This window comes from Pseudomonas sp. NPDC089396 (assembly GCF_044749545.1).
Lineage (GTDB): Bacteria > Pseudomonadota > Gammaproteobacteria > Pseudomonadales > Pseudomonadaceae > Aquipseudomonas.
Window position 1 is genome coordinate 251477 of sequence record NZ_JBIVIC010000001.1, and the last position, 21265, is coordinate 272741.

The 21265-nt window shown below is 63.4% G+C and carries 21 protein-coding genes and 1 pseudogene; 11 read left to right on the forward strand and 11 right to left on the reverse strand.

Going from position 1 to position 21265, the window contains the following annotated elements; translation table 11 throughout:
* Positions 1-134: 134 nt before the first annotated feature.
* The 4 genes and pseudogenes from argB to coaBC all read right to left on the reverse strand — a co-directional run bounded on the left by argB (position 135) and on the right by coaBC (position 4251).
* Entirely contained in the window at positions 135-1040 is a 906-nt protein-coding gene (gene argB, locus ACIPZB_RS01235; RefSeq protein WP_008091578.1) for an acetylglutamate kinase, read from the reverse strand.
* Positions 1041-1070: 30 nt separating this feature from the next.
* Positions 1071-2447, reverse strand: a pseudogene (locus tag ACIPZB_RS01240) (phosphomannomutase/phosphoglucomutase); the annotation flags it as partial.
* A 131-nt stretch (positions 2448-2578) separates the two neighbouring features.
* The gene (gene dut / locus ACIPZB_RS01245; RefSeq protein ID WP_400638684.1) at positions 2579-3034 is read right to left on the reverse strand and encodes a dUTP diphosphatase; all 456 of its coding nucleotides are present in this window, start codon (positions 3032-3034) and stop codon (positions 2579-2581) included.
* A 5-nt stretch (positions 3035-3039) separates the two neighbouring features.
* Complete coding sequence (gene coaBC, locus ACIPZB_RS01250; RefSeq protein WP_400638685.1) at positions 3040-4251, reverse strand: bifunctional phosphopantothenoylcysteine decarboxylase/phosphopantothenate--cysteine ligase CoaBC; 1212 nt, start codon at positions 4249-4251, stop codon at positions 3040-3042.
* 129 nt (positions 4252-4380) lie between these two features.
* Between coaBC and radC the strand changes: the two genes are divergently transcribed.
* Entirely contained in the window at positions 4381-5061 is a 681-nt protein-coding gene (gene radC, locus ACIPZB_RS01255; RefSeq protein ID WP_400638686.1) for a DNA repair protein RadC, read from the forward strand.
* A 130-nt stretch (positions 5062-5191) separates the two neighbouring features.
* Here radC and ACIPZB_RS01260 read toward each other — a convergent pair whose 3' ends face one another.
* Positions 5192-6781 (reverse strand): ABC transporter substrate-binding protein, encoded by a 1590-nt coding sequence (locus ACIPZB_RS01260; protein WP_400638687.1) that lies wholly within the window; start codon positions 6779-6781, stop codon positions 5192-5194.
* Positions 6782-7141: 360 nt separating this feature from the next.
* On the opposite strand from ACIPZB_RS01260, the gene rpmB reads away from it, so the two are divergent.
* Together rpmB and rpmG are read left to right on the forward strand one after the other, a co-directional pair.
* Positions 7142-7378 carry a 50S ribosomal protein L28 gene (gene rpmB / locus ACIPZB_RS01265; protein ID WP_008091535.1) on the forward strand — a complete coding sequence of 79 codons (237 nt, stop codon included), beginning with the start codon at positions 7142-7144 and terminating at the stop codon, positions 7376-7378.
* A 10-nt stretch (positions 7379-7388) separates the two neighbouring features.
* Positions 7389-7544, forward strand: coding sequence for a 50S ribosomal protein L33 (rpmG, locus tag ACIPZB_RS01270; protein ID WP_003253507.1), 156 nt, complete (start codon positions 7389-7391; stop codon positions 7542-7544).
* Between the two features lie 83 nt (positions 7545-7627).
* On the opposite strand, the gene ACIPZB_RS01275 is transcribed toward rpmG, so the two are convergent.
* Positions 7628-7831: a hypothetical protein gene (locus tag ACIPZB_RS01275; protein WP_400638688.1), complete on the reverse strand. Its 204-nt coding sequence runs from the start codon at positions 7829-7831 to the stop codon at positions 7628-7630.
* A 106-nt stretch (positions 7832-7937) separates the two neighbouring features.
* Positions 7938-8297 (reverse strand): cupin domain-containing protein, encoded by a 360-nt coding sequence (locus ACIPZB_RS01280; protein ID WP_008091526.1) that lies wholly within the window; start codon positions 8295-8297, stop codon positions 7938-7940.
* Positions 8298-8493: 196 nt separating this feature from the next.
* Between ACIPZB_RS01280 and ACIPZB_RS01285 the strand changes: the two genes are divergently transcribed.
* Together ACIPZB_RS01285 and ACIPZB_RS01290 are read left to right on the forward strand one after the other, a co-directional pair.
* Entirely contained in the window at positions 8494-9987 is a 1494-nt protein-coding gene (locus ACIPZB_RS01285) for an aldehyde dehydrogenase (protein ID WP_400638689.1), read from the forward strand.
* A gap of 184 nt (positions 9988-10171) precedes the next feature.
* On the forward strand, positions 10172-11311 hold the full coding sequence (locus tag ACIPZB_RS01290) for an MFS transporter (RefSeq protein ID WP_400638690.1): 1140 nt from the start codon (positions 10172-10174) through the stop codon (positions 11309-11311).
* Positions 11312-11414: 103 nt separating this feature from the next.
* Here ACIPZB_RS01290 and ACIPZB_RS01295 read toward each other — a convergent pair whose 3' ends face one another.
* On the reverse strand, positions 11415-12965 hold the full coding sequence (locus tag ACIPZB_RS01295; RefSeq protein ID WP_400638691.1) for a phospholipase D family protein: 1551 nt from the start codon (positions 12963-12965) through the stop codon (positions 11415-11417).
* A 59-nt stretch (positions 12966-13024) separates the two neighbouring features.
* Positions 13025-14455, reverse strand: coding sequence for a PLP-dependent aminotransferase family protein (locus ACIPZB_RS01300; RefSeq protein ID WP_400638692.1), 1431 nt, complete (start codon positions 14453-14455; stop codon positions 13025-13027).
* 178 nt (positions 14456-14633) lie between these two features.
* Here ACIPZB_RS01300 and ACIPZB_RS01305 point away from each other — a divergent pair, with 178 nt between their 5' ends.
* On the forward strand, positions 14634-14864 hold the full coding sequence (locus tag ACIPZB_RS01305) for a DUF1127 domain-containing protein (protein WP_400638693.1): 231 nt from the start codon (positions 14634-14636) through the stop codon (positions 14862-14864).
* Between the two features lie 116 nt (positions 14865-14980).
* Here ACIPZB_RS01305 and ACIPZB_RS01310 read toward each other — a convergent pair whose 3' ends face one another.
* Positions 14981-16273, reverse strand: a complete 1293-nt coding sequence (locus tag ACIPZB_RS01310; protein ID WP_400638694.1) for an NAD(P)/FAD-dependent oxidoreductase — start codon at positions 16271-16273, stop codon at positions 14981-14983.
* Between the two features lie 167 nt (positions 16274-16440).
* Between ACIPZB_RS01310 and ACIPZB_RS01315 the strand changes: the two genes are divergently transcribed.
* The gene (locus tag ACIPZB_RS01315) at positions 16441-16794 is read left to right on the forward strand and encodes a YkgJ family cysteine cluster protein (RefSeq protein ID WP_008098240.1); all 354 of its coding nucleotides are present in this window, start codon (positions 16441-16443) and stop codon (positions 16792-16794) included.
* 2 nt (positions 16795-16796) lie between these two features.
* On the opposite strand, the gene dadR is transcribed toward ACIPZB_RS01315, so the two are convergent.
* Positions 16797-17285, reverse strand: a complete 489-nt coding sequence (dadR, locus tag ACIPZB_RS01320) for a transcriptional regulator DadR (protein ID WP_003258963.1) — start codon at positions 17283-17285, stop codon at positions 16797-16799.
* Positions 17286-17441: 156 nt separating this feature from the next.
* Between dadR and dadA the strand changes: the two genes are divergently transcribed.
* The 4 genes from dadA to ACIPZB_RS01340 all read left to right on the forward strand — a co-directional run bounded on the left by dadA (position 17442) and on the right by ACIPZB_RS01340 (position 21151).
* On the forward strand, positions 17442-18746 hold the full coding sequence (gene dadA / locus ACIPZB_RS01325; protein ID WP_400638695.1) for a D-amino acid dehydrogenase: 1305 nt from the start codon (positions 17442-17444) through the stop codon (positions 18744-18746).
* Between the two features lie 113 nt (positions 18747-18859).
* Complete coding sequence (gene alr / locus ACIPZB_RS01330) at positions 18860-19933, forward strand: alanine racemase (RefSeq protein WP_043274130.1); 1074 nt, start codon at positions 18860-18862, stop codon at positions 19931-19933.
* A gap of 110 nt (positions 19934-20043) precedes the next feature.
* On the forward strand, positions 20044-20592 hold the full coding sequence (locus ACIPZB_RS01335; protein WP_008101177.1) for a cupin domain-containing protein: 549 nt from the start codon (positions 20044-20046) through the stop codon (positions 20590-20592).
* Between the two features lie 154 nt (positions 20593-20746).
* Positions 20747-21151 (forward strand): cytochrome c5 family protein, encoded by a 405-nt coding sequence (locus ACIPZB_RS01340; protein WP_043274129.1) that lies wholly within the window; start codon positions 20747-20749, stop codon positions 21149-21151.
* The last annotated feature ends 114 nt before the right edge of the window (positions 21152-21265 follow it).

Below are 21265 nucleotides of genomic sequence, written 5' to 3' on the forward strand. Positions count from 1 at the left end.
TAAACAAGAAAGGCGACCTTTGCGGGTCGCCTTTTTTGTTTGTGTTGCCTTTACCGGCCCTATCGCCGGCAAGCCGGCTCCCACAGGGTTTGGTGCGATCCTTGTGGGAGGGTGATGAGGCCAGTGCAGACCTATCAGCGAGGCTTGCGATTGCTGATCAGGGTGCCCACACCGCTGTCGGTGAAGATTTCCAGCAGCACCGCATTCGGCACGCGGCCATCGATGATGTGCGAGCTGTTCACACCGCCCTGGACCGCTTCCAGCGCGCACTTGATCTTCGGCAGCATGCCGCCGTAGATGGTGCCGTCGGCGATCAGTTCGTTGACCTGCTCGGTGGTCAGGCCGGTGAGAACCTCGCCCTGCTTGTCCATCAGGCCGGCGATGTTGGTCAGCAGTATCAGCTTCTCGGCTTTCAGTGCTTCGGCCACCTTGCCGGCGACCAGGTCGGCGTTGATGTTGTACGACTCACCGTTGGCGCCCACGCCGATCGGCGCGATCACCGGGATGAAGTCGCCTTTCACCAGCATGTTCAGCAGGTCGGTGTTGACGCTGACCACTTCGCCGACATGGCCGATGTCGATGATTTCAGGCTGGGTCATCTCCGGCGTCTGGCGGCTCACGGTGAGCTTGCGGGCGCGGATCAGCTCTGCGTCCTTGCCGGTCAGGCCGATGGCGCTGCCGCCGTGGCGGTTGATCAGGTTGACGATGTCCTTGTTGACCTGGCCACCGAGGACCATTTCAACCACGTCCATGGTCGCCGCGTCGGTGACGCGCATGCCGTCGATGAAGTGGCTTTCGATCGACAGGCGCTTGAGCAGGTCGCCGATCTGCGGGCCGCCGCCGTGCACGACCACCGGGTTGATACCCACGGCCTTCATCAGCACGATGTCACGGGCAAAGCCGGTCTTGAGCTCCTCGCTCTCCATCGCGTTGCCGCCGTACTTGATCACCAGGGTCTTGCCGACAAAGCGGCGGATGTAAGGCAGTGCTTCGGACAAAACCTCGGCTACATGGGAAGCGGCATCGCGATCGAGGGTCATGCAGGGCTCCTGTCAGGAACAGATAGTCGGTCAGAACGGCAGTTGCAGCTCAGGGGCAACCCGCAGCAACTGGGCACGGAAAACATCCTTGATACGTTGCAACTCGGCGTCGTTTTCGGCCTCGAAGCGCAGCACCAGCACCGGGGTGGTGTTGGAGGCGCGGACCAGGCCCCAGCCGCGGGCATAGTCGACCCGCACACCGTCGATGGTGGTCAGGTTGGCTTCGCCCCAGTCGGCGTCGCGTTGCAGAGCATCAATGATGCTGAATTTACCCTCGTCGGTCACATCAATGTTGATTTCCGGCGTGGAAATATCGTCTGGGAACGCGGCGAACAGGCTTTCGGCGTCCTGCCCTGCCTTGCTGAGGATCTCCAGCAGGCGTGCGGCGCTGTAGATGCCGTCGTCGAACCCGTACCAGCGCTCCTTGATGAAGATGTGCCCACTCATCTCGCCAGCCAGCAGCGAGCCGGTCTGCTTCATCTTCTTCTTGATCAGCGAATGGCCGGTCTTCCACATCAGTGCGCGGCCACCGTGCTGTTCGATCAGCGGGGTCAGGCGGCGGGTGCACTTGACGTCGAAGATGATCTCGGCGCCAGGGTTGCGCGACAGCACGTCCTGGGCGAACAGCATCAGCAGGCGGTCTGGGTAGACGATGTTGCCAGTGTTGGTCACCACGCCCACGCGGTCGCCGTCGCCGTCGAAGGCCAGGCCGATGTCGGCACCGGTTTCCTTGACCTTGGCGATCAGGTCTTCGAGGTTTTCCGGTTTGCCCGGATCTGGATGGTGGTTGGGGAAGTTGCCATCCACTTCGCAGAACAGCGGAATCACTTCGCAGCCCAGGGCTTCGATCAGTTGCGGTGCGATCACGCCCGCAGCACCGTTGCCGCAGTCCACCACCACCTTGAGTTTCTTGGCCAGCTTGACGTCGGCGACGATCTGCTGGAAGTAGCGCTCGAGGATCTCGACCTTCTGCACGCTGCCTTCAGCGTGGGTCAGGTCGTTGGTTTTCAGGCGGGTCAGCAGGGCCTGGATCTGTTCGTTGGCCAAGGTGTCGCCAGCGATGACGATCTTGAAGCCGTTGTAGTCCGACGGGTTGTGGCTGCCGGTGAGCATCACGCCGGATTTGCCGGCGAGCACGTTGGCGGCGAAGTACAGCGCCGGGGTCGGCACAAGGCCGACATCGCTGACGTGGCAGCCGGCGTCGACCAGGCCCTTGATCAGTTGCTCGACCAGCATTGGGCCGGACAGGCGGCCGTCGCGGCCAACCGAGATCTGCGGCTCGCCCTGGGCGAGGGTCTGGGCGCCGATGGCGCGGCCGATCCAGTAGGCGGTTTCGGCGTGCAGGGTTTTGCCGACCACGCCGCGGATGTCATAGGCGCGGAAAATGCTGTCAGGCAGTGCGGGGACCAGTTGGGCCATATCGTTCATCTCTGGAAACTCCATAATCAAAGGCTTTCTGGGCTGGCGCAAACTGAACGCTTGGACGGTGGTTTCGTCAGAGAGTTCGCCATCCTTGGCCTGAACGTTCGTGAGCTGGTTCAGTGGCTGCCGGAATGGCCGAAGCCACCGGTGCCGCGCTGGCTCTCGTCGAATTGCTCGACGATGTCGAAATGCGCCTGTACCACAGGCACGAGAACAAGCTGTGCGATGCGCTCGCCGACGGCGATGGTGAACGGCGTGTTGCCGCGGTTCCAGCACGACACCATCAGCTCACCCTGGTAGTCCGAGTCGATCAGGCCGACCAGGTTGCCCAGCACGATGCCGTGCTTATGGCCCAGGCCAGAGCGCGGCAGGATCATCGCTGCCAGGCCTGGATCGCCGATGTAGATCGACAGGCCGGTGGGGATCAGCAGGGTCTGGCCTGGCTCGAGGACGGTGTCCTCCTTGAGCAGGGCGCGCATGTCCAGGCCGGCGGAGCCGGGGGTGGCGTACTGCGGCAGGGGAAATTCGGTGCCCAGGCGTGGGTCGAGGATCTTGGCTTGAAGAGCGTGCATGTAACTTATTGAACCTGATTGAGCCGTTCGGCGATGAAGGCGACCAGTTGCCGGGCGATCTTGCCCTTGCTGGTCTGCGCGAAGAGGGTCTGGTGCTGCTGGCGGTCGATCACGGTCAGGGCATTCTCCTCACTGTTGAAGCCGATGCTGGGGTTGGCCACATCATTGGCGACGATCAGGTCGAGGTTCTTGTCCTTGAGCTTGCGCGTGGCGTAATCGAGCAAGTGTTCGGTCTCGGCGGCGAAGCCGACGCTGAACGGGCGGTCGTCGCGGCCAGCGAGGGTGGCAAGGATATCGGGATTACGCACCATCTGCAGCAGCATGCCGTCGCCGGTCGTAGGATCCTTCTTCAGCTTTTGCGTGGCGACGACCTCTGGGCGGTAGTCCGCGACCGCTGCCGAGGCGATGAACAGGTCACACGGCATGGCTGCTTCACAGGCTGCGAGCATGTCCCGCGCGCTGACCACGTCGATCCGCGTGACCCGGTCGGGGGTCGGCAGGTGTACAGGGCCAGTGACGAGGGTCACCCGAGCCCCGGCTTCGGCGGCCGCTTCGGCCAGGGCGAAGCCCATCTTCCCGGAGCTATGATTGGTGATGTAGCGCACCGGGTCGATGTTTTCCTGGGTCGGGCCGGCGGTAATCAGCACGTGCTTGCCGGTCAGCGCCTGGCGCTGGAAGCTTTCGGCGGCACACCAGGCCAGGTCGGTGGCTTCGAGCATGCGGCCCAGGCCCACGTCGCCACAGGCCTGGCTGCCGGAGGCCGGGCCGAATACCTGGATGCCACGGCTCTTGAGCAGATCGAGGTTGGCCTGGGTAGCCGGATCGCGCCACATGGCCTGGTTCATCGCGGGCGCCACGGCCACGGTGGCATCGGTGGCCAGCACCAGGGTGGTCAGCAGGTCGTCGGCCATGCCTTGGGCCATGCGCGCCATGAGGTCGGCGGTGGCGGGGGCGATGAGCACCAGGTCGGCCCACTTGGCCAGTTCGATATGACCCATGGCCGCTTCGGCGGCGGGGTCGAGCAGATCCATGTGCACCGGGTGTCCGGACAGCGCCTGCAGGGTCAGCGGGGTGATGAATTCAGCACCACCACGGGTCATTACGACGCGCACCTGCGCGCCGTGCTCCAGGAGTCGGCGAATCAGCTCGGCACTCTTGTAGGCGGCAATGCCACCCCCTACGCCGAGAACGATGCGCTTGCGATACAGCCGCTGCATAGGCTTGCCTTTTTCCAGTGAGAGCGGGCGGCGACGAAAAACACTGCCTGCGGCAGAACGTCGCATGTACGAGGCGAAATAGATTAACACAGGGCCGAAACGTGCCGTAGTAGGGTCAAAGGAGCAAGCATGAATATCAGGGAATGGCCGGCGGATGAGCGGCCGCGGGAAAAGTTGCTGCTGCGCGGGGCGGCTGTGCTGTCGGATGCCGAGCTGGTAGCCGTGTTGCTGGGCTCGGGGTTTGCCGGCCGCAATGTAGTGGACCTGGCGCGTGGGTTACTGGTGCGTTTTGGTGGCCTCAGGCCGTTTCTGGAGGCTGATCGTGAAGCCGTTCTGCGCGAGCCGGGCTTGGGGCCGGTGAAGTACGCCCAGCTGCAGGCGCTGCTGGAGATCGGCCGCCGCTACTTGGATGAGGGCATCGAGCGCACCGCGGCTCTGGAAAGCCCGATTGCGGTGCGACGTTATCTCAAGGCCATGTTGCGCCACGAGGCCAGCGAAGTGTTCGGCTGCCTGTTTCTGGACAGCAAGCACCGACCGTTGGCTTTCGAGATCCTGTTCAGGGGGACGATCGACCGGGCCAGCATCTACCCGCGCGAGGTGGTGCGCCGTGCGTTGATGCATAACGCGGCGGCCCTGATTCTGTGCCACAACCACCCTTCGGGTAACAGCGAGCCCAGCCAGGACGATGTGCACATGACGCTCTCATTGAAGCGGGGGTTGGGATTGATCGATGTGCGGGTGCTCGATCACATCATCGTCGGCGACGGTGAGCCCCTGTCGATGGTCGAGCAGGGGTGGATTGTGGCTTGAATGTGCTGTCAGTACTGGCCCTATCGCCGGCAAGCCGGCTCCCACAGAGGCTGCACAGGGTTCGAGGCCTGTGGGGGCTTCTGTGGGAGCCGGCTTGCCGGCGATAGGGCCGGGCCTGCAACGCGTGAAATCAGCGGGTCACAGAGACCTTGCTGAAATCCAACCGCCCAAACGGGCTCACCTGATACCCCTCGACCCCCTGCCGCAGCAAGGCCGCCGCCGTCGGATGCGCCAGCGGCACCCACAGCGCCTGCTGCTGGATCAGGGTCTGCGCCTGCTGGTACAAGCGGCTGCGCACGCTCTGGTCGTTGGTGGTGCGCCCGGCACTGATCAACTGGTCCAGCCGGCTGTCGCAGAAGCGCGCGAAGTTGGTCCCCGACTTGACCGCCGCGCAGGAAAACTGCGGGCTGAGGAAGTTGTCCGGGTCGCCGTTGTCGCCGGCCCAGCCCATGAATAGCAGGTCATGCTCGCCGGCCTTGGCGCGGCGGATCAGTTCACCCCACTCGACCACGCGGATCTCGGCCTTGATGCCGATCTTGCCCAGGTCGGCCTGGAGCATCTGTGCGCCAAGGCTCGGGTTGGGGTTGAGCAGGCTGCCCGAAGGGCGGGTCCAGATCGTGGTGCTGAAGCCTTCCGGCAGGCCGGCCTTGGCCAGCAGCGCCTTGGCCTTGTTCAGGTCCAGCGGGTAGCCGGGCAGGTCCTTGGCGTAGCTCCAGGTGTTGGGCGGGTAGGGGCCATTGGCCGCGGTGGCGGTGTTTTCGAACACGGCCTTGAGGTAGGCCTGCTTGTCGAAGGCCAGGTTGATTGCCTGGCGCACCTCGGGTTTGTCCAGCGGCGGGTGTTCGCTGTTGATGGCGACGAAGGCGGTCATGAAGGCCGGGGTGCTGGCGACCTTGAGGTTGCTGTCCTTGCCGGCTTCGGCAATGTCCAGGGGCTTGGGCGACAGGGCCATCTGGCATTCGCCGCGCTTGATCTTTTGCAGACGCACGTTGGCATCGGGGGTAATGGCAAAGATCAGCGGGTCGGCCTCGGGCTTGCCGTCGAAGTAGTCGGGGTTGGCGCGGTAGCGCACCACGGCGTCCTTCTGGAAACGCTGGAAAACGAACGGGCCAGTGCCGATCGGTTGGCTGTTGAGCTTCTCCGGGGTGCCGGCCTTGAGCAGGTTGTCGGCGTACTCGGCGGAGTAGATCGAGGCGAAGCCCATGCTCAGGGTGGCCAGGAACGTGGCGTCGGCGTGGCTCAGGGTGAAGCGCACGCTGTTCGGCTCCGGCGCCTCGATCGATTTGATCAGGCTGCCCAGTTGCAGCGATTGGGCGTGTGGATAACCGCCCGGGGCCGTTTTGTGCCAAGCGTGGGCGGGGTAGAGCATGCGCTGGAAGCTGAACAGCACGTCGTCGGCATTCAGCTCGCGAGTCGGCTTGAAGTAGGGCGTGGTGTGGAATTTGACGCCCTCGCGCAGCTTGAAGTCGTAGACCACCCCGTCAGCCGACACTGTCCAGCTCTGTGCCAGGCTCGGAACCACCTTGCCCTGGGCTGCGTCGAACTCGACCAGACGGTTCATCAGCACATCGGCCGAGGCATTGGTGGTGGTCAGCGAGTTGTACTGGACCACATCGAAGCCCTCGGGGCTGGCTTCGCTGCAGACGCTCAGCGGTGCAGCCTGGGCGAGGCCGGCTGCAAGCAGAGAGGTGAACAATAAGGAAAGGGCGGCGGCACGCATCGTGACTCCTTGGCTGTCAGTGGCCCAACTGCCAGTGCAGTCTGGAAACGTCCTACCCTAGTGCGCACTGTAGGAAATGGCCACCCTCTTTTTCAGTGGATCGGCGACGAGCGGTCGACAGTTCGCCGGACTAGTCGCTATGCTGCTCGCGCGCCATTTGCAGCAAGCAGATGCTCATATTCTGTTGTTGTGGCGTAGTCTTTCTGGTATAAAGCAGCGCTCTTTTCTAGGGGCTCGGCCTGTCGCATCAGCGGATCCGGTCGATAAGACCTCCAGAATCACGGCGCCTGGCGCCAAAGACTGAGAGATTAAGCGGCCAACCCATGCCGGGTTGGGCATGTGGTTTTAGAGGGCTGAGTCATGTCGAGAGTCTGTCAAGTTACTGGTAAGGGTCCAGTAACCGGGAACAACATTTCCCACGCAAACAACAAAACCCGTCGTCGTTTCCTGCCGAACCTGCAGCACCACCGTTTCTGGGTTGAATCCGAGAACCGTTTCGTGCGTCTGCGCGTTTCTGCCAAGGGCATGCGTATCATCGACAAGCGCGGCATCGACGCCGTTCTGGTTGACATCCGTCGCGCTGGCGCCAAGGTCTAAGGAGAACATCATGCGTGAATTGATCCGTCTGGTTTCGAGTGCCGGTACCGGCCACTTCTACACCACCGACAAGAACAAGCGCACCACTCCGGACAAAATCGAGATCAAGAAATACGATCCGGTTGTTCGCAAGCACGTGGTGTACAAGGAAGCCAAGATCAAGTAATTGATCCCGGTGACCAGAAAAAAACCCGCATCCGAAAGGATGCGGGTTTTTTTTGCTTCCGGGAAAGGCGTGCTCCCAGGCGATCAACCGTGTCTCAGGCCGCTGATGTTGCCATCTTCATCCACATCGATTCGTACCTGGTTATGGTGGTATTCCAAAGTGTCCGCGATGCCGGTGACGACTTTCACCACTTCCAGGCCTGTCAGTTCAAGTACATAGGCTTGGACGCTTTCTACGTAACGCGAGCCGATGATGTGACGTGCCGGTCCGAGGATGTCGGTGGTCATGCTGTATCTCCTTGAGTGATGTCCTTGAGTGGACGCAGCAATTCTTGTCGCTAAGCGCTTTACGAGGGCGGTAATTAACGCTATCGATCATCGGTGCGCGCGATTGTTACTTCTGCTCGAACATCACATAGATCTTGCGGCAAGGCTCCAGCACCTCCCAGGTGCCCTTGAAACCGGCCGGGATGACGAACCGATCACCGGCACGCAGCGTTTTCGCACCCCCATCCTGATCGCGCAGCACCGAAACACCCTGAACGATCTCGCAGTATTCGTGCTCGGTGTAGTTCACCGTCCACTGCCCGACTTCACCTTCCCACACACCCGCAGCGAACTGGCCGCATGGGCTGGAATAGTGGTTGTAGACCGCCTGATCCGGCTCGCCCTTGAGGATTTTTTCCGCCGCCGGGCGGTAGCGTTCAGCTTCGGTGAGGACCTGCGCAAAGTCGATGATGTTGGCGATATCCATGGTGCGGCTCCTGTTGTTGTTTAATAAAATGAACATCAGTAGGCTTTTGAGCCATTCGTGTCAAATATATTGATAGTTTACCCGGCCTGGTTTAGGGTATCGCTTGCCGGTGTGCGCGTGTCGCCCGGCTCGAATTCTGACAACGCCTGTGAGTCCTCAGTGCGGCGTTGCACCTAAACAAGAGGAGGAGTTTCGTATGACCACCCTGACTCGTGCAGACTGGGAACAACGTGCCCAGCAATTGAAGATCGAAGGGCGTGCCTTCATCAACGGCGAATACACCGACGCCGCATCCGGTGAAACCTTCGACTGCCTGAGCCCGGTCGACGGACGCTTCCTGGCCAAGGTCGCCAGCTGCGACGTGGCCGACGCCAACCGCGCCGTGGAAAACGCCCGCGCTACCTTCGATTCCGGTGTCTGGTCGCAACTGGCTCCGGCCAAGCGCAAAGCCAAGCTGATCCGTTTTGCCGACCTGCTGCGCAAGAACGTCGAAGAGCTGGCCCTGCTGGAAACCCTGGACATGGGCAAGCCGATCGGCGACTCGTCGACCATCGACGTGCCGGGCGCAGCCAATGCCATCCACTGGACCGCTGAAGCCATCGACAAGGTCTACGACGAAGTCGCCCCGACCCCGCACGACCAGCTCGGCCTGGTCACCCGCGAAGCGGTGGGTGTGGTCGGCGCTATCGTACCGTGGAACTTCCCGCTGCTGATGTCCTGCTGGAAACTCGGCCCGGCCCTGGCCACCGGTAACTCGGTGGTGCTCAAGCCGTCCGAAAAATCGCCGCTGACCGCCATCCGTATCGCCCAGCTGGCCATCGAAGCCGGTATCCCGGCGGGCGTGCTCAACGTGCTGCCAGGCTACGGCCACACCGTGGGCAAGGCCCTGGCCCTGCACATGGACGTCGATACCCTGGTGTTCACAGGTTCGACCAAGATCGCCAAGCAGCTGATGGTTTATGCGGGCGAGTCGAACATGAAGCGCATCTGGCTGGAAGCCGGCGGCAAGAGCCCGAACATCGTCTTCGCCGACGCCCCGGACCTGCAAGCTGCAGCAGAAGCGGCCGCCAGCGCTATCGCCTTCAACCAGGGCGAAGTCTGCACCGCCGGTTCCCGCCTGCTGGTCGAGCGTTCGATCAAGGACAAGTTCCTGCCCATGGTGATCGAGGCCCTCAAGGGCTGGAAGCCAGGCAACCCGCTGGATCCGCAGACCACTGTCGGCGCGCTGGTCGACACCCAGCAGATGAACACCGTGCTGTCGTACATCGACGCGGGTCATCAGGACGGCGCCAAGCTGGTGGCCGGTGGCAAGCGTACCTTGGAAGAGACTGGCGGTACCTACGTCGAGCCGACCATCTTCGACGGCGTGACCAACGCCATGAAGATCGCCCAGGAAGAAATCTTCGGCCCCGTACTGTCGGTGATCGCCTTCGACACCGCTGAAGAAGCCATCGCCATTGCCAACGACACCCCGTATGGCCTGGCCGCTGGCATCTGGACCTCGGACATTTCCAAGGCCCACAAGACCGCTCGTGCCGTGCGCGCTGGCAGCGTCTGGGTCAACCAGTACGACGGCGGCGACATGACCGCGCCGTTCGGTGGCTTCAAGCAGTCGGGCAACGGCCGTGACAAGTCGCTGCATGCACTGGAGAAGTACACCGAGCTGAAAGCGACCTGGATCAAGCTGTAATCCAGAGGGGCCGCTTCGCGGCCCAATCGCTGGCAAGCCAGCTCCCACAAGGACTGCACTGAACCCTGTGGGAGCTGGCTTGCCAGCGATGGGCTGCCCAGCAGCCCCAGCCACAGCCGGGCCGGTTCTCACCGTCCCGGCTTTGTCGTTTCTGCTGTTCAAGAATTCTGCCTGGGAGGCTGCAATGCGCTGGGGTACCTACTTCGCCGTACTGGCATCGGTGTTGAGCGTCGGGCTCGCGCTCGGCGTGAGCATGCCGCTGGTGTCCCTGCGCCTGGAGGCCTGGGGCTATGGCAGCTTCGCCATCGGGGTGATGGCCGCCATGCCGGCACTGGGCGTGCTGCTCGGTGCCAGCCTGGCCAGCCGCCTGGCCGGCTGGGTAGGTGTGCCCTCGGCGATGCGCCTGTGCCTGTGGGGCGGCGCCCTGTCGATCGGCCTGCTGGCATTGCTGCCGAGCTACCCCTTGTGGCTGGCGCTGCGCTTGCTGATCGGCATGTCGCTGACCGTAGTGTTCATCCTCGGTGAAAGCTGGATCAACCAACTGGTGGTCGAACAGTGGCGCGGCCGCCTGGTGGCGCTGTATGGCAGCAGCTACGCCCTGAGCCAGCTGGCCGGGCCACTGGTGCTGGGGTTTCTTGGCTCCGACGACGATTTCGGTTTCTGGGCCGCGACCGGCCTGTTGCTGTGCGCCCCCTTGGTGCTGCTCGGACGCGGTGGTGCGCCTAGCACCGAGGCCTGCAGCGTGACCTTCAGCGACTTGTTCGCCTTCTGCCGGCGCCTGCCGGTGATCGCCTGGGCGATTGCCTTGTTCGCTTCCTTCGAGGCGATGATTCTCACCTTGCTGCCGGTGTACTGCCTGCAGCAAGGCTTCACCACCGAAGTCGCCCTGTTCATGGTCAGTACCGTGGTGGTGGGTGATGCTGTGCTGCAATTGCCCATTGGCGCGCTGGCCGACCGCATGTCGCGGCGCAGCTTGTTCACCGGCTGTGCCGTGACCTTGCTGTGCTCCAGCCTGGCGATTCCGTTGCTGTTGCAAACGCCAGCGATCTGGCCGTTGTGGGTGCTGTTCGGGGCCAGTGCCGGTGGCTTGTTCACCTTGTCGCTGGTGTTGATCGGCGAGCGATACCGGGATGATGAACTGGTGCGCGCCAACGCCCATGTGGCGCAACTGTGGGGCATTGGCTGCTTGCTCGGGCCGTTGCTGGCAGGGGCGGGGAGCCAGTGGGTCAGCGGGCATGCGCTGCTGTGGCTGATGGCGGCGGGGGCGGCGGGGCTGGTGTTGCTGACTCGCCGGCGTGGGGCGTTCGAGCCGGCGTCTGCCTGAAGTATCTTGGGGCCGCGTTGCGGCCCAATCGCCGGCAAGCCGGCGCCCACAGGGTTTTGCAGGGTCCTTGTGGGAGCCGGCTTGCCGGCGATGAGGCCCTCGGCTACAACATCTTCTCCAACCCGACGGCCTTGCTGATCCAGGCATTGAACCGCCGCCACAGCCCGCCAGGCTCCGACGTCAGCATGTGCCGCTGGCCATTGTCCTCCGTCGCCCAGACCAGCTTGTCATTCACCAGTCTGACCTGATAACTCAGTGCCGGCGCCATACCCTGCATGGCCAGTTCGCGGGTGTATTCGGCCAGTTCCGGGCTGTCCACCAGCACGCCTACCTCGGTGTTCCACAACACCGACCTGGGGTCGAAGTTGAACGAGCCAATGAAGGTCTTGCGCCGGTCGAAGACGATTGCCTTGCTGTGCAGGCTCGAGTCCGAACTGCCATGGAAACTCATGCGCCCGGCACTGGGGTCACCCGGCTGGCGGCGCAGCTCGAACAGTTGCACGCCATGTTCCAGAAGCGCCCGGCGATAGGGTGCATACCCGCCATGCACCGCCGGCACATCGGTGGCTTCCAGCGAGTTGGTCAACAGCTTCACCGAGGTGCCTGCGTCGGCACGGCCCGTCAGGTACAGCAGCCCGGTCTCACCCGGCACGAAGTAGGCCGAAACCAGTATCAGCTCGCGGTGTACGGCGGTCAGGTCCGGCGCCAACTGTTGGCTCATCAGCAATTGCGGATCCGGCTCGTCGTCTGCCAGCACCTTGCTGGGTGAATCCCACAGCGCCTGGCTGTGAGCCCAGATCAGCTCGTTGCGCCAGACATCCAGACGTGGCTGTGATTGATAGGCCATCAAGCGGTCATACAGCGCCTTGCGCTGCACCCGCGCCTCGGCCAGCGACACTTCCAGGCGCCGGCGGCTGGCACGCAGGTCGGCAGCGTCCGGCAGACGCCAGAGGAAGTCGCCGATCGGCCGGCTCAGGGCGCTGTTCCAGTACTGGTCGAAACCGTGGCCCAGCTGCTCGGCCACGGGGCCTACACCAAGCAGGTCGATGTCGGTGAAGTTGAGATTGGGTTCGGCATCGAAATACTCGTCGCCCAGGTTGCGTCCGCCGACGATGGCCATGCTGTTGTCGACCAGGAACAGCTTGTTATGCATGCGCCGGTGCTGCAGCGACAGGTTGAACAAGCGACCCACGGCCCGCGTGGCGCCCGTGCTGCGCCCCAGTTGCAGCGGGTTGAACACGCGAATCTGGATGTTGGGGTGGGCGTCGAGAGTGCCCATGATGACGTCCAGGCCGTCGCTGGTGGTGTCATCGAGCAGGATGCGTACGCGCACGCCACGGTCGGCGGCACGCAGCAGCTCATGGACCAGGGCCCGAGTGCTCAGGCCGTCATGGACGATGTAGTACTGCAGGTCGATGCTTGCCTGAGCGTTGCGGATCAGCTCGGCACGGGCACGGAATGCCTCGTTGCTGTTGGGCAGCAGACGGAAGCCCGAGCGCCCGCCATAGGGCGCGGCCTGGCGCTGCACCGAGCGGCCGAACGCCGAATCGCTGGCAGGCAGTGCCTGGCTGATTTCGCGGGGCATGTCGATGCTGGCGCAGCCTGCAAGGCCGAGCAGCACCAGCAGCAGAGGCACGGCTCGCTGGAGTGTCAAGGGTGGATCGTCCTGTACAGCAAAGCCTATGGGGTTGGACCGTGGCGGGCGGCGCAAAGTTACGCCTGGCCGGTATCTTCATCCAGTAGACGAAGGGCGGTTTCACCTACCTTGCGCACGGCGGCTTCGATCTGCGGCGTCGGCCGCGAGGCGAAGTTCATGCGCAGGCAGTGGCGAAACTTGCCCGAGGCCGAAAAGATGCTGCCTACCGCTATCTGCACGCCCTGCTCCAGTAAAGCCCGATTCAGCCGCAGCGTGTCGAAATCTTCGGGCAACTCCACCCACAGCATGAACCCCCCCTGGGGCCGGCTGACGCGCGTGCCGGGCGGGAAATAGCGGGTCACCCAGTCGCTCATCAGGTCACGCCCACGCTGGTACTGGCTGCGCATGCGCCGCACGTGGGGCTGGTAGTGGCCGCCGGCGATGAAGTCGGCGATGGCCAGTTGCGGCTGGGCAGCGGTGCTGCCGGTGCTGATGTACTTCATGTGCAGCACCCGCTCCAGGTAGCGGCCGGGCGCTACCCAGCCGATACGCAGGCCAGGCGCGAGGGTTTTCGAGAACGAGCTGCACAGCAGCACCCGGCCGTCTTCGTCGAAGGACTTGAGGGTGCGTGGGCGGGGGTAGGTGTAGGCCAGGTCGCCGTACACATCGTCTTCGAGAACCGCCACGTCGTAGCGCTGGGCAAGGCTCAGCAGGGCCTTCTTGCGGGCCTCGGGCATGATGTAGCCGAGCGGGTTGTTGCAGCTCGGGGTGACCTGGATGAGCTTGATCGGCCACTGTTCCAGCGCTAGCGCCAAGGCTTCGAGGCTGATGCCGGTGATCGGGTCGGTGGGAATCTCCAGCGCCTTCATGCCCAGGCCCTTGAGGGTCTGCATGGCGCCGTGGAAGCTGGGTGAATCCACCGCAACGATGTCCCCCGGCTCGCAGACCGCGCGGATGCTGCACGACAATGCCTCGTGGCAGCCGGTGGTCACCACCAGGTCGCTCGGGCCCAGACGGCAGCCGGAATCCAGCATCAGGCGGGCGATCTGTTCGCGCAGGGCAAGGTTGCCGTGGATGGTGTCGTAGTACAGCCCTGGCATGTCCTGTCGGCGACTCAGTTGCGCCAGGCTGCGCAGCAAGGGCTTGAGGGTCGGGCTATCGACGTCGGGCATGCCGCGGCCGAGCTGGATCACATCCGGGCGCGGGGTGCTGCGTACCAGTTCCAGTACCTGTTCCCACTGGGAGATATCCACAGGGCGCTGGGCCGGTCGGCTGACGGCGGGAAGGGCAGGTAATTGGCGGTGGTCGCTGACGAAGTAGCCGGATTTTGGCCGCGGCGACACCATGCCGCTGTCTTCCAGCATGCGGTAGGCCTGCTGCACTGTGCTCAGGCTGACGCCATGTTCCATGCTCAGGGCGCGTACAGAGGGCAGGCGCTGGCCGGGGCGGTAAAGGCCCTGCTCGATGCGCGCGCCGAGCAGCTCGGCGAGGTTGAGGTAAAGGGTCACGGCATACTCCTGGGCAATGGTGGGGCTGCGACCAGTACAGTTGCGCCGAAAATACAGCATTCAGCTGGCTCGTCGCCAATTCTGTATGGGAATAATAAGGCGCTATTGGATCTGTATTGCCAGGGTTGCCGAAGGGCATGCTTTCCCCACGGTATCAACTGAGTGGGAGAACGCAGCGATGGGTGGCATGAGCGATGTGCGCTTGCAACTGATGGCCGATGAGCTTGAAGCCGAGCAGCGGACCCAGGTTTTCAATGCACCGGCAGGGCTTGGCCGTTGGGGCTTGATGGTGCATCGCTGGCACACCCGCAGGGCCTTGCTGCAGCTGGACGATAGCCAGCTGCGCGATATTGGCCTGACCTGGGAGCAGGCCCGTGAGGAAGGACGCAAGCCGTTCTGGAGGGATTGACCTGTGCAGGAGCGGCCTTGTGTCGCGAAAGGGCTGCAAAGCAGCCCCAGCAATATTTGACGCGCTGCAAACGTTCGGGGGCCGCTTCGCGGCCCTTTCGCGACACGAGGCCGCTCCTACACCAGTTCCTTGAGCCGGTGCCAGAGCATCCCCAGCGCCAGCAGCGGCGAACGCAAGTGCTTGCCGCCGGGGAAGGTGATGTGCGGCACCTTGGCGAACAGGTCGAAGCGCCCACTCTGCTGGCCGCTGATCGCCTCGCCCAGCAGGCGCGCGGCCAGGTGGGTGGCGTTGAGGCCGTGGCCCGAATAGGCCTGGGCGTAATAGACGTTGGGCTGGCTGGCCAGGCGGCCGACCTGCGGCAAGCGGTTGGCACCGATGCCGATCATGCCGCCCCATTGGTAATCGATGCGAACGTCGGCCAGTTGCGGGAACACCTTGAGCATCTTCGGCCCCATGTAGGCGGCAATGTCCTGCGGGTCGCGGCCGGAATAGTGGCAGGCACCGCCGAACAGCAGGCGATGGTCGGCGGACAGGCGATAGTAGTCCAGGGCCACGCGCTGGTCGCACACCGCCATGTTCTGCGGCAGCAATTGGCGGGCGCGTTCTTCCCCGAGCGGTTCGGTGGCGATGATGTAGCTGCCGGCAGGCAGCACCTTGCCGCCCAGCTCGCGGTTGAGGTCATTGTGGTAGGCGTTGCAGCACAGCACCAGGGTCTTGGCCCGCACGCTGCCCTGGGCTGTGTGGACCTTCACTTGCGGGCCATAGTCGATGCGGCTGACTTCCGATTGCTCGAACAGCCGCACACCGAGCCGACTGGCCAGGGCCGCTTCGCCCAGTGCCAGGTTGAGCGGGTGCAGGTGTCCGGAGCCCATGTCGATCAAGCCGCCGACATAGCGGTCGGAGCCAACCACGCTGTGGATGTCGTCCTTCTGCACCAGCCGCAGTTCGTGGCGGTAGCCCAGGCCGCGCAGTTCTTCGGCATCCTCGGCAAAGCCTTGCAGCTCGCCGGGTTTGTTGGCCAGGTCGCAGTAGCCCCAGGTCAGGTCGCAGGCGATGGTGTGACGCTCGACCCGTTCGCGGACGATTTCCACGGCTTCCAGGCCCATCAGCTTCAGGCTGCGCACGCCTTCTTCACCGATCACCGGGAGAAACTGCTCCAGGCCATGGCCGACACCACGGATCAACTGCCCGCCGTTGCGCCCGCTGGCGCCCCAGCCGAGTTTGCGCGCTTCCAGCAGGATGACCGAAAGGCCTCGCTCGGCCAGCTCTATGGCGGTATTCAGGCCTGAGTAGCCGCCACCGACGATGCACACATCGGCGCTGTGGTCGCCCTGCAGATAAGGATGATCGGGGTGTGGCGCGCTGCTGGCGGCGTAGTAGGAGGCGGCGTGCTGCGCGCTTTGGATCATTGGGCGGGTCCTGGGTATTGGGGGCAGAACGGGGAGGATAAGCTGGGGTTTTGTGGTGGGGCAACTGGCCTCATCGCTGGCAAGCCAGCTCCCACAGATCGTGTGGGAGCCGGCTTGCCGGCGATTGGCCCTATAATTCACCCTCATCCTTCAATCTGTACCCCGCCATGTCCTGCAACCGCCACAAGATCCAGTTCCTGCGCGAACTCATCCCATCCTTCGAGTGCGAGCCCGGCTGCCACGACTGCTGCGGGCCGGTCACCACGTCGACTGAAGAAATGGCCCGCCTGCCGCGCAAAACTCAAGCCGAACAGGACGCTGCGCTGGAGCACCTGGATTGCGTGCACCTGGGCCCCAATGGCTGCACGGTCTACGAAGAGCGCCCGATGATCTGCCGCCTGTTCGGCACCACGCCCAGCATGGCCTGCCCCCGTGGCCGAGGCCCTGAACAGATGCTCGAGCCGCAGGCCGAGCAGCTCGTTCACCGGTTCATTGCCACGACCCGCCAGGTGCTGGTCTGACCTCAGTCCGGAATCGGCAGGCAAAGGCTTTCCTTCACTTCCTCCATCACGATGTAGCTCTTCGATTCGCGCACGTGCGGCAGCTTCAGCAGGATGTCGCCGAGCAGCTTGCGGTACGACGCCATCTCCGAAATACGCGCTTTCACCAGGTAGTCGAAGTCACCTGAAACCAGGTGGCATTCCAGTACATGGGGCAGCTTGAGCACCGCGCGGCGGAACTCCTCGAAGGTATCGCCCGACTTGTAGTCCAGGCTGATTTCCACGAACACCAGCAGGCTGCCCTTCAGGTGCTGCGGATTGAGCCGGGCGTTGTAGCCCATGATGATGCCCTCGCGCTCCAGGCGGCGTACGCGCTCGGTGCAAGGGGTGGTGGAAAGCCCAACTTTCTCGCCCAGTTCGGTGAAGGAAATGCGCCCGTCATTCTGCAGGATCCGCAGGATGTTGCGGTCGATCTTATCCAGTTCACGCTTGCTCTGGTGCTGGGTTCTCATAGGGGATGCCCCTCCGTGAAAGGCGTTTTTGCCGAGAATTCTCGCCAAATATAGGCTTTTATATAGTGAATTGCACTGGCTTTGAATTCATATACTGCGCGCATCCATGCCATATCAACAAAATTTTGCGGTGCGCCGCGTGCGAGGGATGAAACGATGCGAGTTCTGGTACTTGGTAGTGGTGTAATCGGAACCGCCAGTGCCTATTATCTGGCACGGCAAGGTTTCGAAGTGACCGTGGTCGACCGCCAGCCGGCGGTGGCCATGGAGACCAGTTTTGCCAACGCTGGCCAGATCTCGCCCGGCTATGCCTCGCCCTGGGCTGCCCCTGGCGTGCCGCTGAAGGCTATCAAGTGGCTGCTGGAGCGCCACGCCCCCCTGGCCATCAAGCTCACTGGCGATGTCGACCAGTACCTGTGGATGGCGCAGATGCTGCGCAACTGCACCGCCAGCCGTTACGCGGTGAACAAGGAGCGCATGGTGCGTCTGTCCGAGTACAGCCGCGACTGCCTCGACGAACTGCGCGCTGAAACCGGCATCGGCTACGAAAACCGTAGCCTCGGCACCACCCAGCTGTTCCGCACCCAGGCTCAATTGGATGCCGCGGCCAAGGACATTGCCGTGCTCGAACAGTCGGGCGTGCCTTACGAACTGCTCGACCGCGACGGCATTGCCCGCGTCGAACCTGCCCTGGCTGGCGTGAAAGACATTCTGGCCGGTGCCCTGCGCCTGCCCAACGACCAGACCGGCGACTGCCAGATGTTCACCACCAAGCTGGCCGATATGGCCATCAAGCTGGGCGTCGAATTCCGCTTCGGTCAGGACATCCAGCGCCTGGACTTCGCCGGCGACCGCATCAATGGCGTGTGGATCGATGGCAAGCTGGAAACCGCCGACCGCTACGTGCTGGCGCTGGGCAGCTACTCGCCGCAGATGCTCAAGCCGCTGGGCATCAAGGCGCCGGTCTATCCGCTCAAGGGTTACTCGCTGACCGTACCGATCACCAACGCCGACATGGCCCCGACGTCGACCATTCTCGACGAGACCTACAAGGTCGCCATCACCCGTTTCGACAACCGCATTCGTGTCGGCGGCATGGCTGAAATCGCCGGTTTTGACCTATCGCTGAACCCGGCCCGGCGCGAAACGCTGGAGATGATCGTCAACGACCTTTATCCTCGCGGCGGCGACCTGAGCCGGGCCGACTTCTGGACCGGCCTGCGCCCGGCCACCCCGGACGGTACGCCGATCGTGGGTGCCACCGCGTTCCGCAACCTGTTCCTCAACACCGGTCACGGCACGCTGGGCTGGACCATGGCCTGTGGCTCCGGTCGCCTGCTGGCCGACCTGATTGCGCGCAAGAAGCCGCAGATCAGTGCCGAAGGCCTGGACATCTCCCGTTATGGCAACAGCCGGGAAGTGGCCAAGCAGGGTCAGACCGCGCCTGTACATCAGCAGTAAGGCGTCTGTTCCGGCCTCATCGCCGGCAAGCCGGCTCCTACAAGTGTGGGAGCCGGCTTGCCGGCGATGAATTCAACACTGTTTTCAACCTGAACCACCATAAGGCTGCCGCCATGCGCCCCGCCCGTGCCCTGATCGACCTCCAAGCCCTCCGTCACAACTACCGTCTGGCCCGTGAACTGACCGGCGCCAAAGCCCTCGCCGTGATCAAGGCCGATGCCTACGGCCACGGTGCCGTGCGTTGCGCCCTGGCGCTGGAGGAAGAAGCCGACGGCTTTGCCGTGGCCTGCATCGAGGAGGCGCTGGAGCTGCGAGCAGCTGGCATCAAGGCCCCGGTGCTGTTGCTCGAAGGCTTCTTCGAAGCCAGCGAACTGGCACTGATCGCTGAGCATGACCTGTGGTGCGTGGTCCATTCGCTGTGGCATCTCGAGGCCATCGAGAAAACCCAGGTGAGCAAGCCGCTCACGGTCTGGCTCAAGCTCGACAGCGGCATGCACCGGGTTGGCCTGCACCCCAAGGATTATCACGACGCCTACCAGCGCCTGCTGGCCAGCGGCAAGGTTTCGCGCATCGTGCTGATGAGCCACTTCGCCCGCGCCGACGAACTGGATGCCGACGCCACCGCCCAACAGATCGCCGTGTTCGATGCCGCCCGCCAAGGGCTGGCCGCTGAATGCAGCCTGCGCAACTCGCCCGGCGTGCTGGCCTGGCCGCAGGCCCCGAGCGATTGGGTGCGCCCCGGCATCATGCTGTATGGCGCCACGCCCTTCGAGGTCGAACAGGCCCAGGCCGAGCGCCTGCAGCCGGTCATGACCCTGCAATCGCGGGTGATCAGCGTGCGTGAACTGCCCGCTGGTGAACCGGTAGGCTATGGCGCCAAGTTCATCAGCCCGCGCCCGACCCGCGTGGGCGTGGTCGCCATGGGTTATGCCGACGGCTACCCGCGCCAGGCGCCCACCGGCACGCCAGTGATGGTCGCCGGCAAGCGCAGCCAGCTGATCGGGCGCGTCTCCATGGACATGCTGTGCATCGACCTGACCGATGTGCCCGAGGCCACCATCGGCAGCCCGGTCGAGCTGTGGGGCAAGCAGGTGCTGGCCAGTGAGGTGGCCATGCACGCCGGCACCATTCCTTACCAGATCTTCTGCAACCTGAAGCGGGTGCCGCTGGACTATTACGGCGAATAAGGCGCCGAAGCGGACAGTGTGCGGGGCGGTGTGTTGTAAATACTGAACGGCATTGCCATGATATCGTTCACATCCACCCCGTCATCTCACCGTTTCAGGAGGCTCCAGCTTTGGACGTCGGCGAACGACTGCAAGTCATCCGCAAGCTCAAGGGCCTGTCCCAGCGTGAACTCGCCAAGCGTGCGGGTGTGACCAACAGCACCATCTCGATGATCGAGAAAAACAGCGTGAGCCCCTCGATCAGTTCGCTGCGCAAGGTGCTAAGCGGCATCCCCATGTCCATGGTCGAGTTCTTCTCGGTCGAACTGGAACCTGAAAGCCCCACCCAGATCGTCTACAAGGCCCATGAGCTGATCGACATTTCGGACGGTGCGGTGACCATGAAGCTGGTGGGCAAATCGCACCCCAACCGGGCGATCGCGTTTCTCACCGAGGTCTATCCCCCGGGTGCCGACACCGGTGCCGAAATGCTCACCCACGATGGCGAGGAAACCGGCATCCTGCTCGAAGGCCGGCTCGAACTGGTGGTGGGCAACGAGATCTTCATCCTCGAAGAGGGTGACAGCTACTACTTCGAAAGCACCCGCCCGCACCGCTTTCGCAACCCGTTCGACCAACCCGCCCGGCTGATCAGCGCGGCCACGCCGTCGAATTTTTGATCCAGCGCAGTGCATTGTTTCAGCAATACCCCTTTCCCGAGTGGGGTCGTTTCACGGCCTCCAGGTTGCCGCTATACTTTTCAACGCTCGCATTACCGTGGCCGCGGGCATGATTAGCCACCATGAGGGTGTTCGCGTGAACCAAATCAAGAAGATGCTGGCCGTACCAGCAGCCGTACTCGCCCTTTGGGCACTGGGCGCAACCGCAGCGACCAACGATGACATTGCCAAGCGCCTGGAGCCTGTTGGCCAGGTGTGCGTTCAGGGGCAGGAGTGCAAGGGCATGGAAGTGGCCGCCGCGGCGAGTGGGGGCGGAGCCAAGACGCCGGATGAAGTCATCGCCAAGCATTGCAATGCCTGCCATGGCAGCGGCCTGCTGGGCGCGCCGAAGATTGGCGACACGGCGGCGTGGAAAGAACGTGCCGATCACCAGGGTGGGCTCGACGGCATCCTGGCCAAGGCCATTACGGGGATCAATGCCATGCCGCCGAAGGGCACCTGCGCGGATTGCTCGGATGACGACCTGAAAGCAGCGATCAAGAAGATGTCCGGGCTGTGAGTCACAGCTGAATTGCACAAGGCCCGCCTTTTTTGGCGGGCTTTGTTTGTGTGTCGTCCGTACCGGCCTTATCGCCGGCAAGCCGGCTCCCACAGGTTAAGCACAGGCCGTGAG

What these genes read in the sequence shown, in the direction of transcription:
- argB (WP_008091578.1), bottom strand. Translation starts at nt 1,040, where the DNA reads ATGACCCTCGATCGCGATGCCGCTTCCCATGTAGCCGAGGTTTTGTCC.
- dut (WP_400638684.1), bottom strand. Translation starts at nt 3,034, where the DNA reads ATGCACGCTCTTCAAGCCAAGATCCTCGACCCACGCCTGGGCACCGAA.
- coaBC (WP_400638685.1), bottom strand. Translation starts at nt 4,251, where the DNA reads ATGCAGCGGCTGTATCGCAAGCGCATCGTTCTCGGCGTAGGGGGTGGC.
- radC (WP_400638686.1), top strand. Translation starts at nt 4,381, where the DNA reads ATGAATATCAGGGAATGGCCGGCGGATGAGCGGCCGCGGGAAAAGTTG.
- ACIPZB_RS01260 (WP_400638687.1), bottom strand. Translation starts at nt 6,781, where the DNA reads ATGCGTGCCGCCGCCCTTTCCTTATTGTTCACCTCTCTGCTTGCAGCC.
- rpmB (WP_008091535.1), top strand. Translation starts at nt 7,142, where the DNA reads ATGTCGAGAGTCTGTCAAGTTACTGGTAAGGGTCCAGTAACCGGGAAC.
- rpmG (WP_003253507.1), top strand. Translation starts at nt 7,389, where the DNA reads ATGCGTGAATTGATCCGTCTGGTTTCGAGTGCCGGTACCGGCCACTTC.
- ACIPZB_RS01275 (WP_400638688.1), bottom strand. Translation starts at nt 7,831, where the DNA reads ATGACCACCGACATCCTCGGACCGGCACGTCACATCATCGGCTCGCGT.
- ACIPZB_RS01280 (WP_008091526.1), bottom strand. Translation starts at nt 8,297, where the DNA reads ATGGATATCGCCAACATCATCGACTTTGCGCAGGTCCTCACCGAAGCT.
- ACIPZB_RS01285 (WP_400638689.1), top strand. Translation starts at nt 8,494, where the DNA reads ATGACCACCCTGACTCGTGCAGACTGGGAACAACGTGCCCAGCAATTG.
- ACIPZB_RS01290 (WP_400638690.1), top strand. Translation starts at nt 10,172, where the DNA reads ATGCGCTGGGGTACCTACTTCGCCGTACTGGCATCGGTGTTGAGCGTC.
- ACIPZB_RS01305 (WP_400638693.1), top strand. Translation starts at nt 14,634, where the DNA reads ATGGGTGGCATGAGCGATGTGCGCTTGCAACTGATGGCCGATGAGCTT.
- ACIPZB_RS01310 (WP_400638694.1), bottom strand. Translation starts at nt 16,273, where the DNA reads ATGATCCAAAGCGCGCAGCACGCCGCCTCCTACTACGCCGCCAGCAGC.
- ACIPZB_RS01315 (WP_008098240.1), top strand. Translation starts at nt 16,441, where the DNA reads ATGTCCTGCAACCGCCACAAGATCCAGTTCCTGCGCGAACTCATCCCA.
- dadR (WP_003258963.1), bottom strand. Translation starts at nt 17,285, where the DNA reads ATGAGAACCCAGCACCAGAGCAAGCGTGAACTGGATAAGATCGACCGC.
- dadA (WP_400638695.1), top strand. Translation starts at nt 17,442, where the DNA reads ATGCGAGTTCTGGTACTTGGTAGTGGTGTAATCGGAACCGCCAGTGCC.
- alr (WP_043274130.1), top strand. Translation starts at nt 18,860, where the DNA reads ATGCGCCCCGCCCGTGCCCTGATCGACCTCCAAGCCCTCCGTCACAAC.
- ACIPZB_RS01340 (WP_043274129.1), top strand. Translation starts at nt 20,747, where the DNA reads ATGCTGGCCGTACCAGCAGCCGTACTCGCCCTTTGGGCACTGGGCGCA.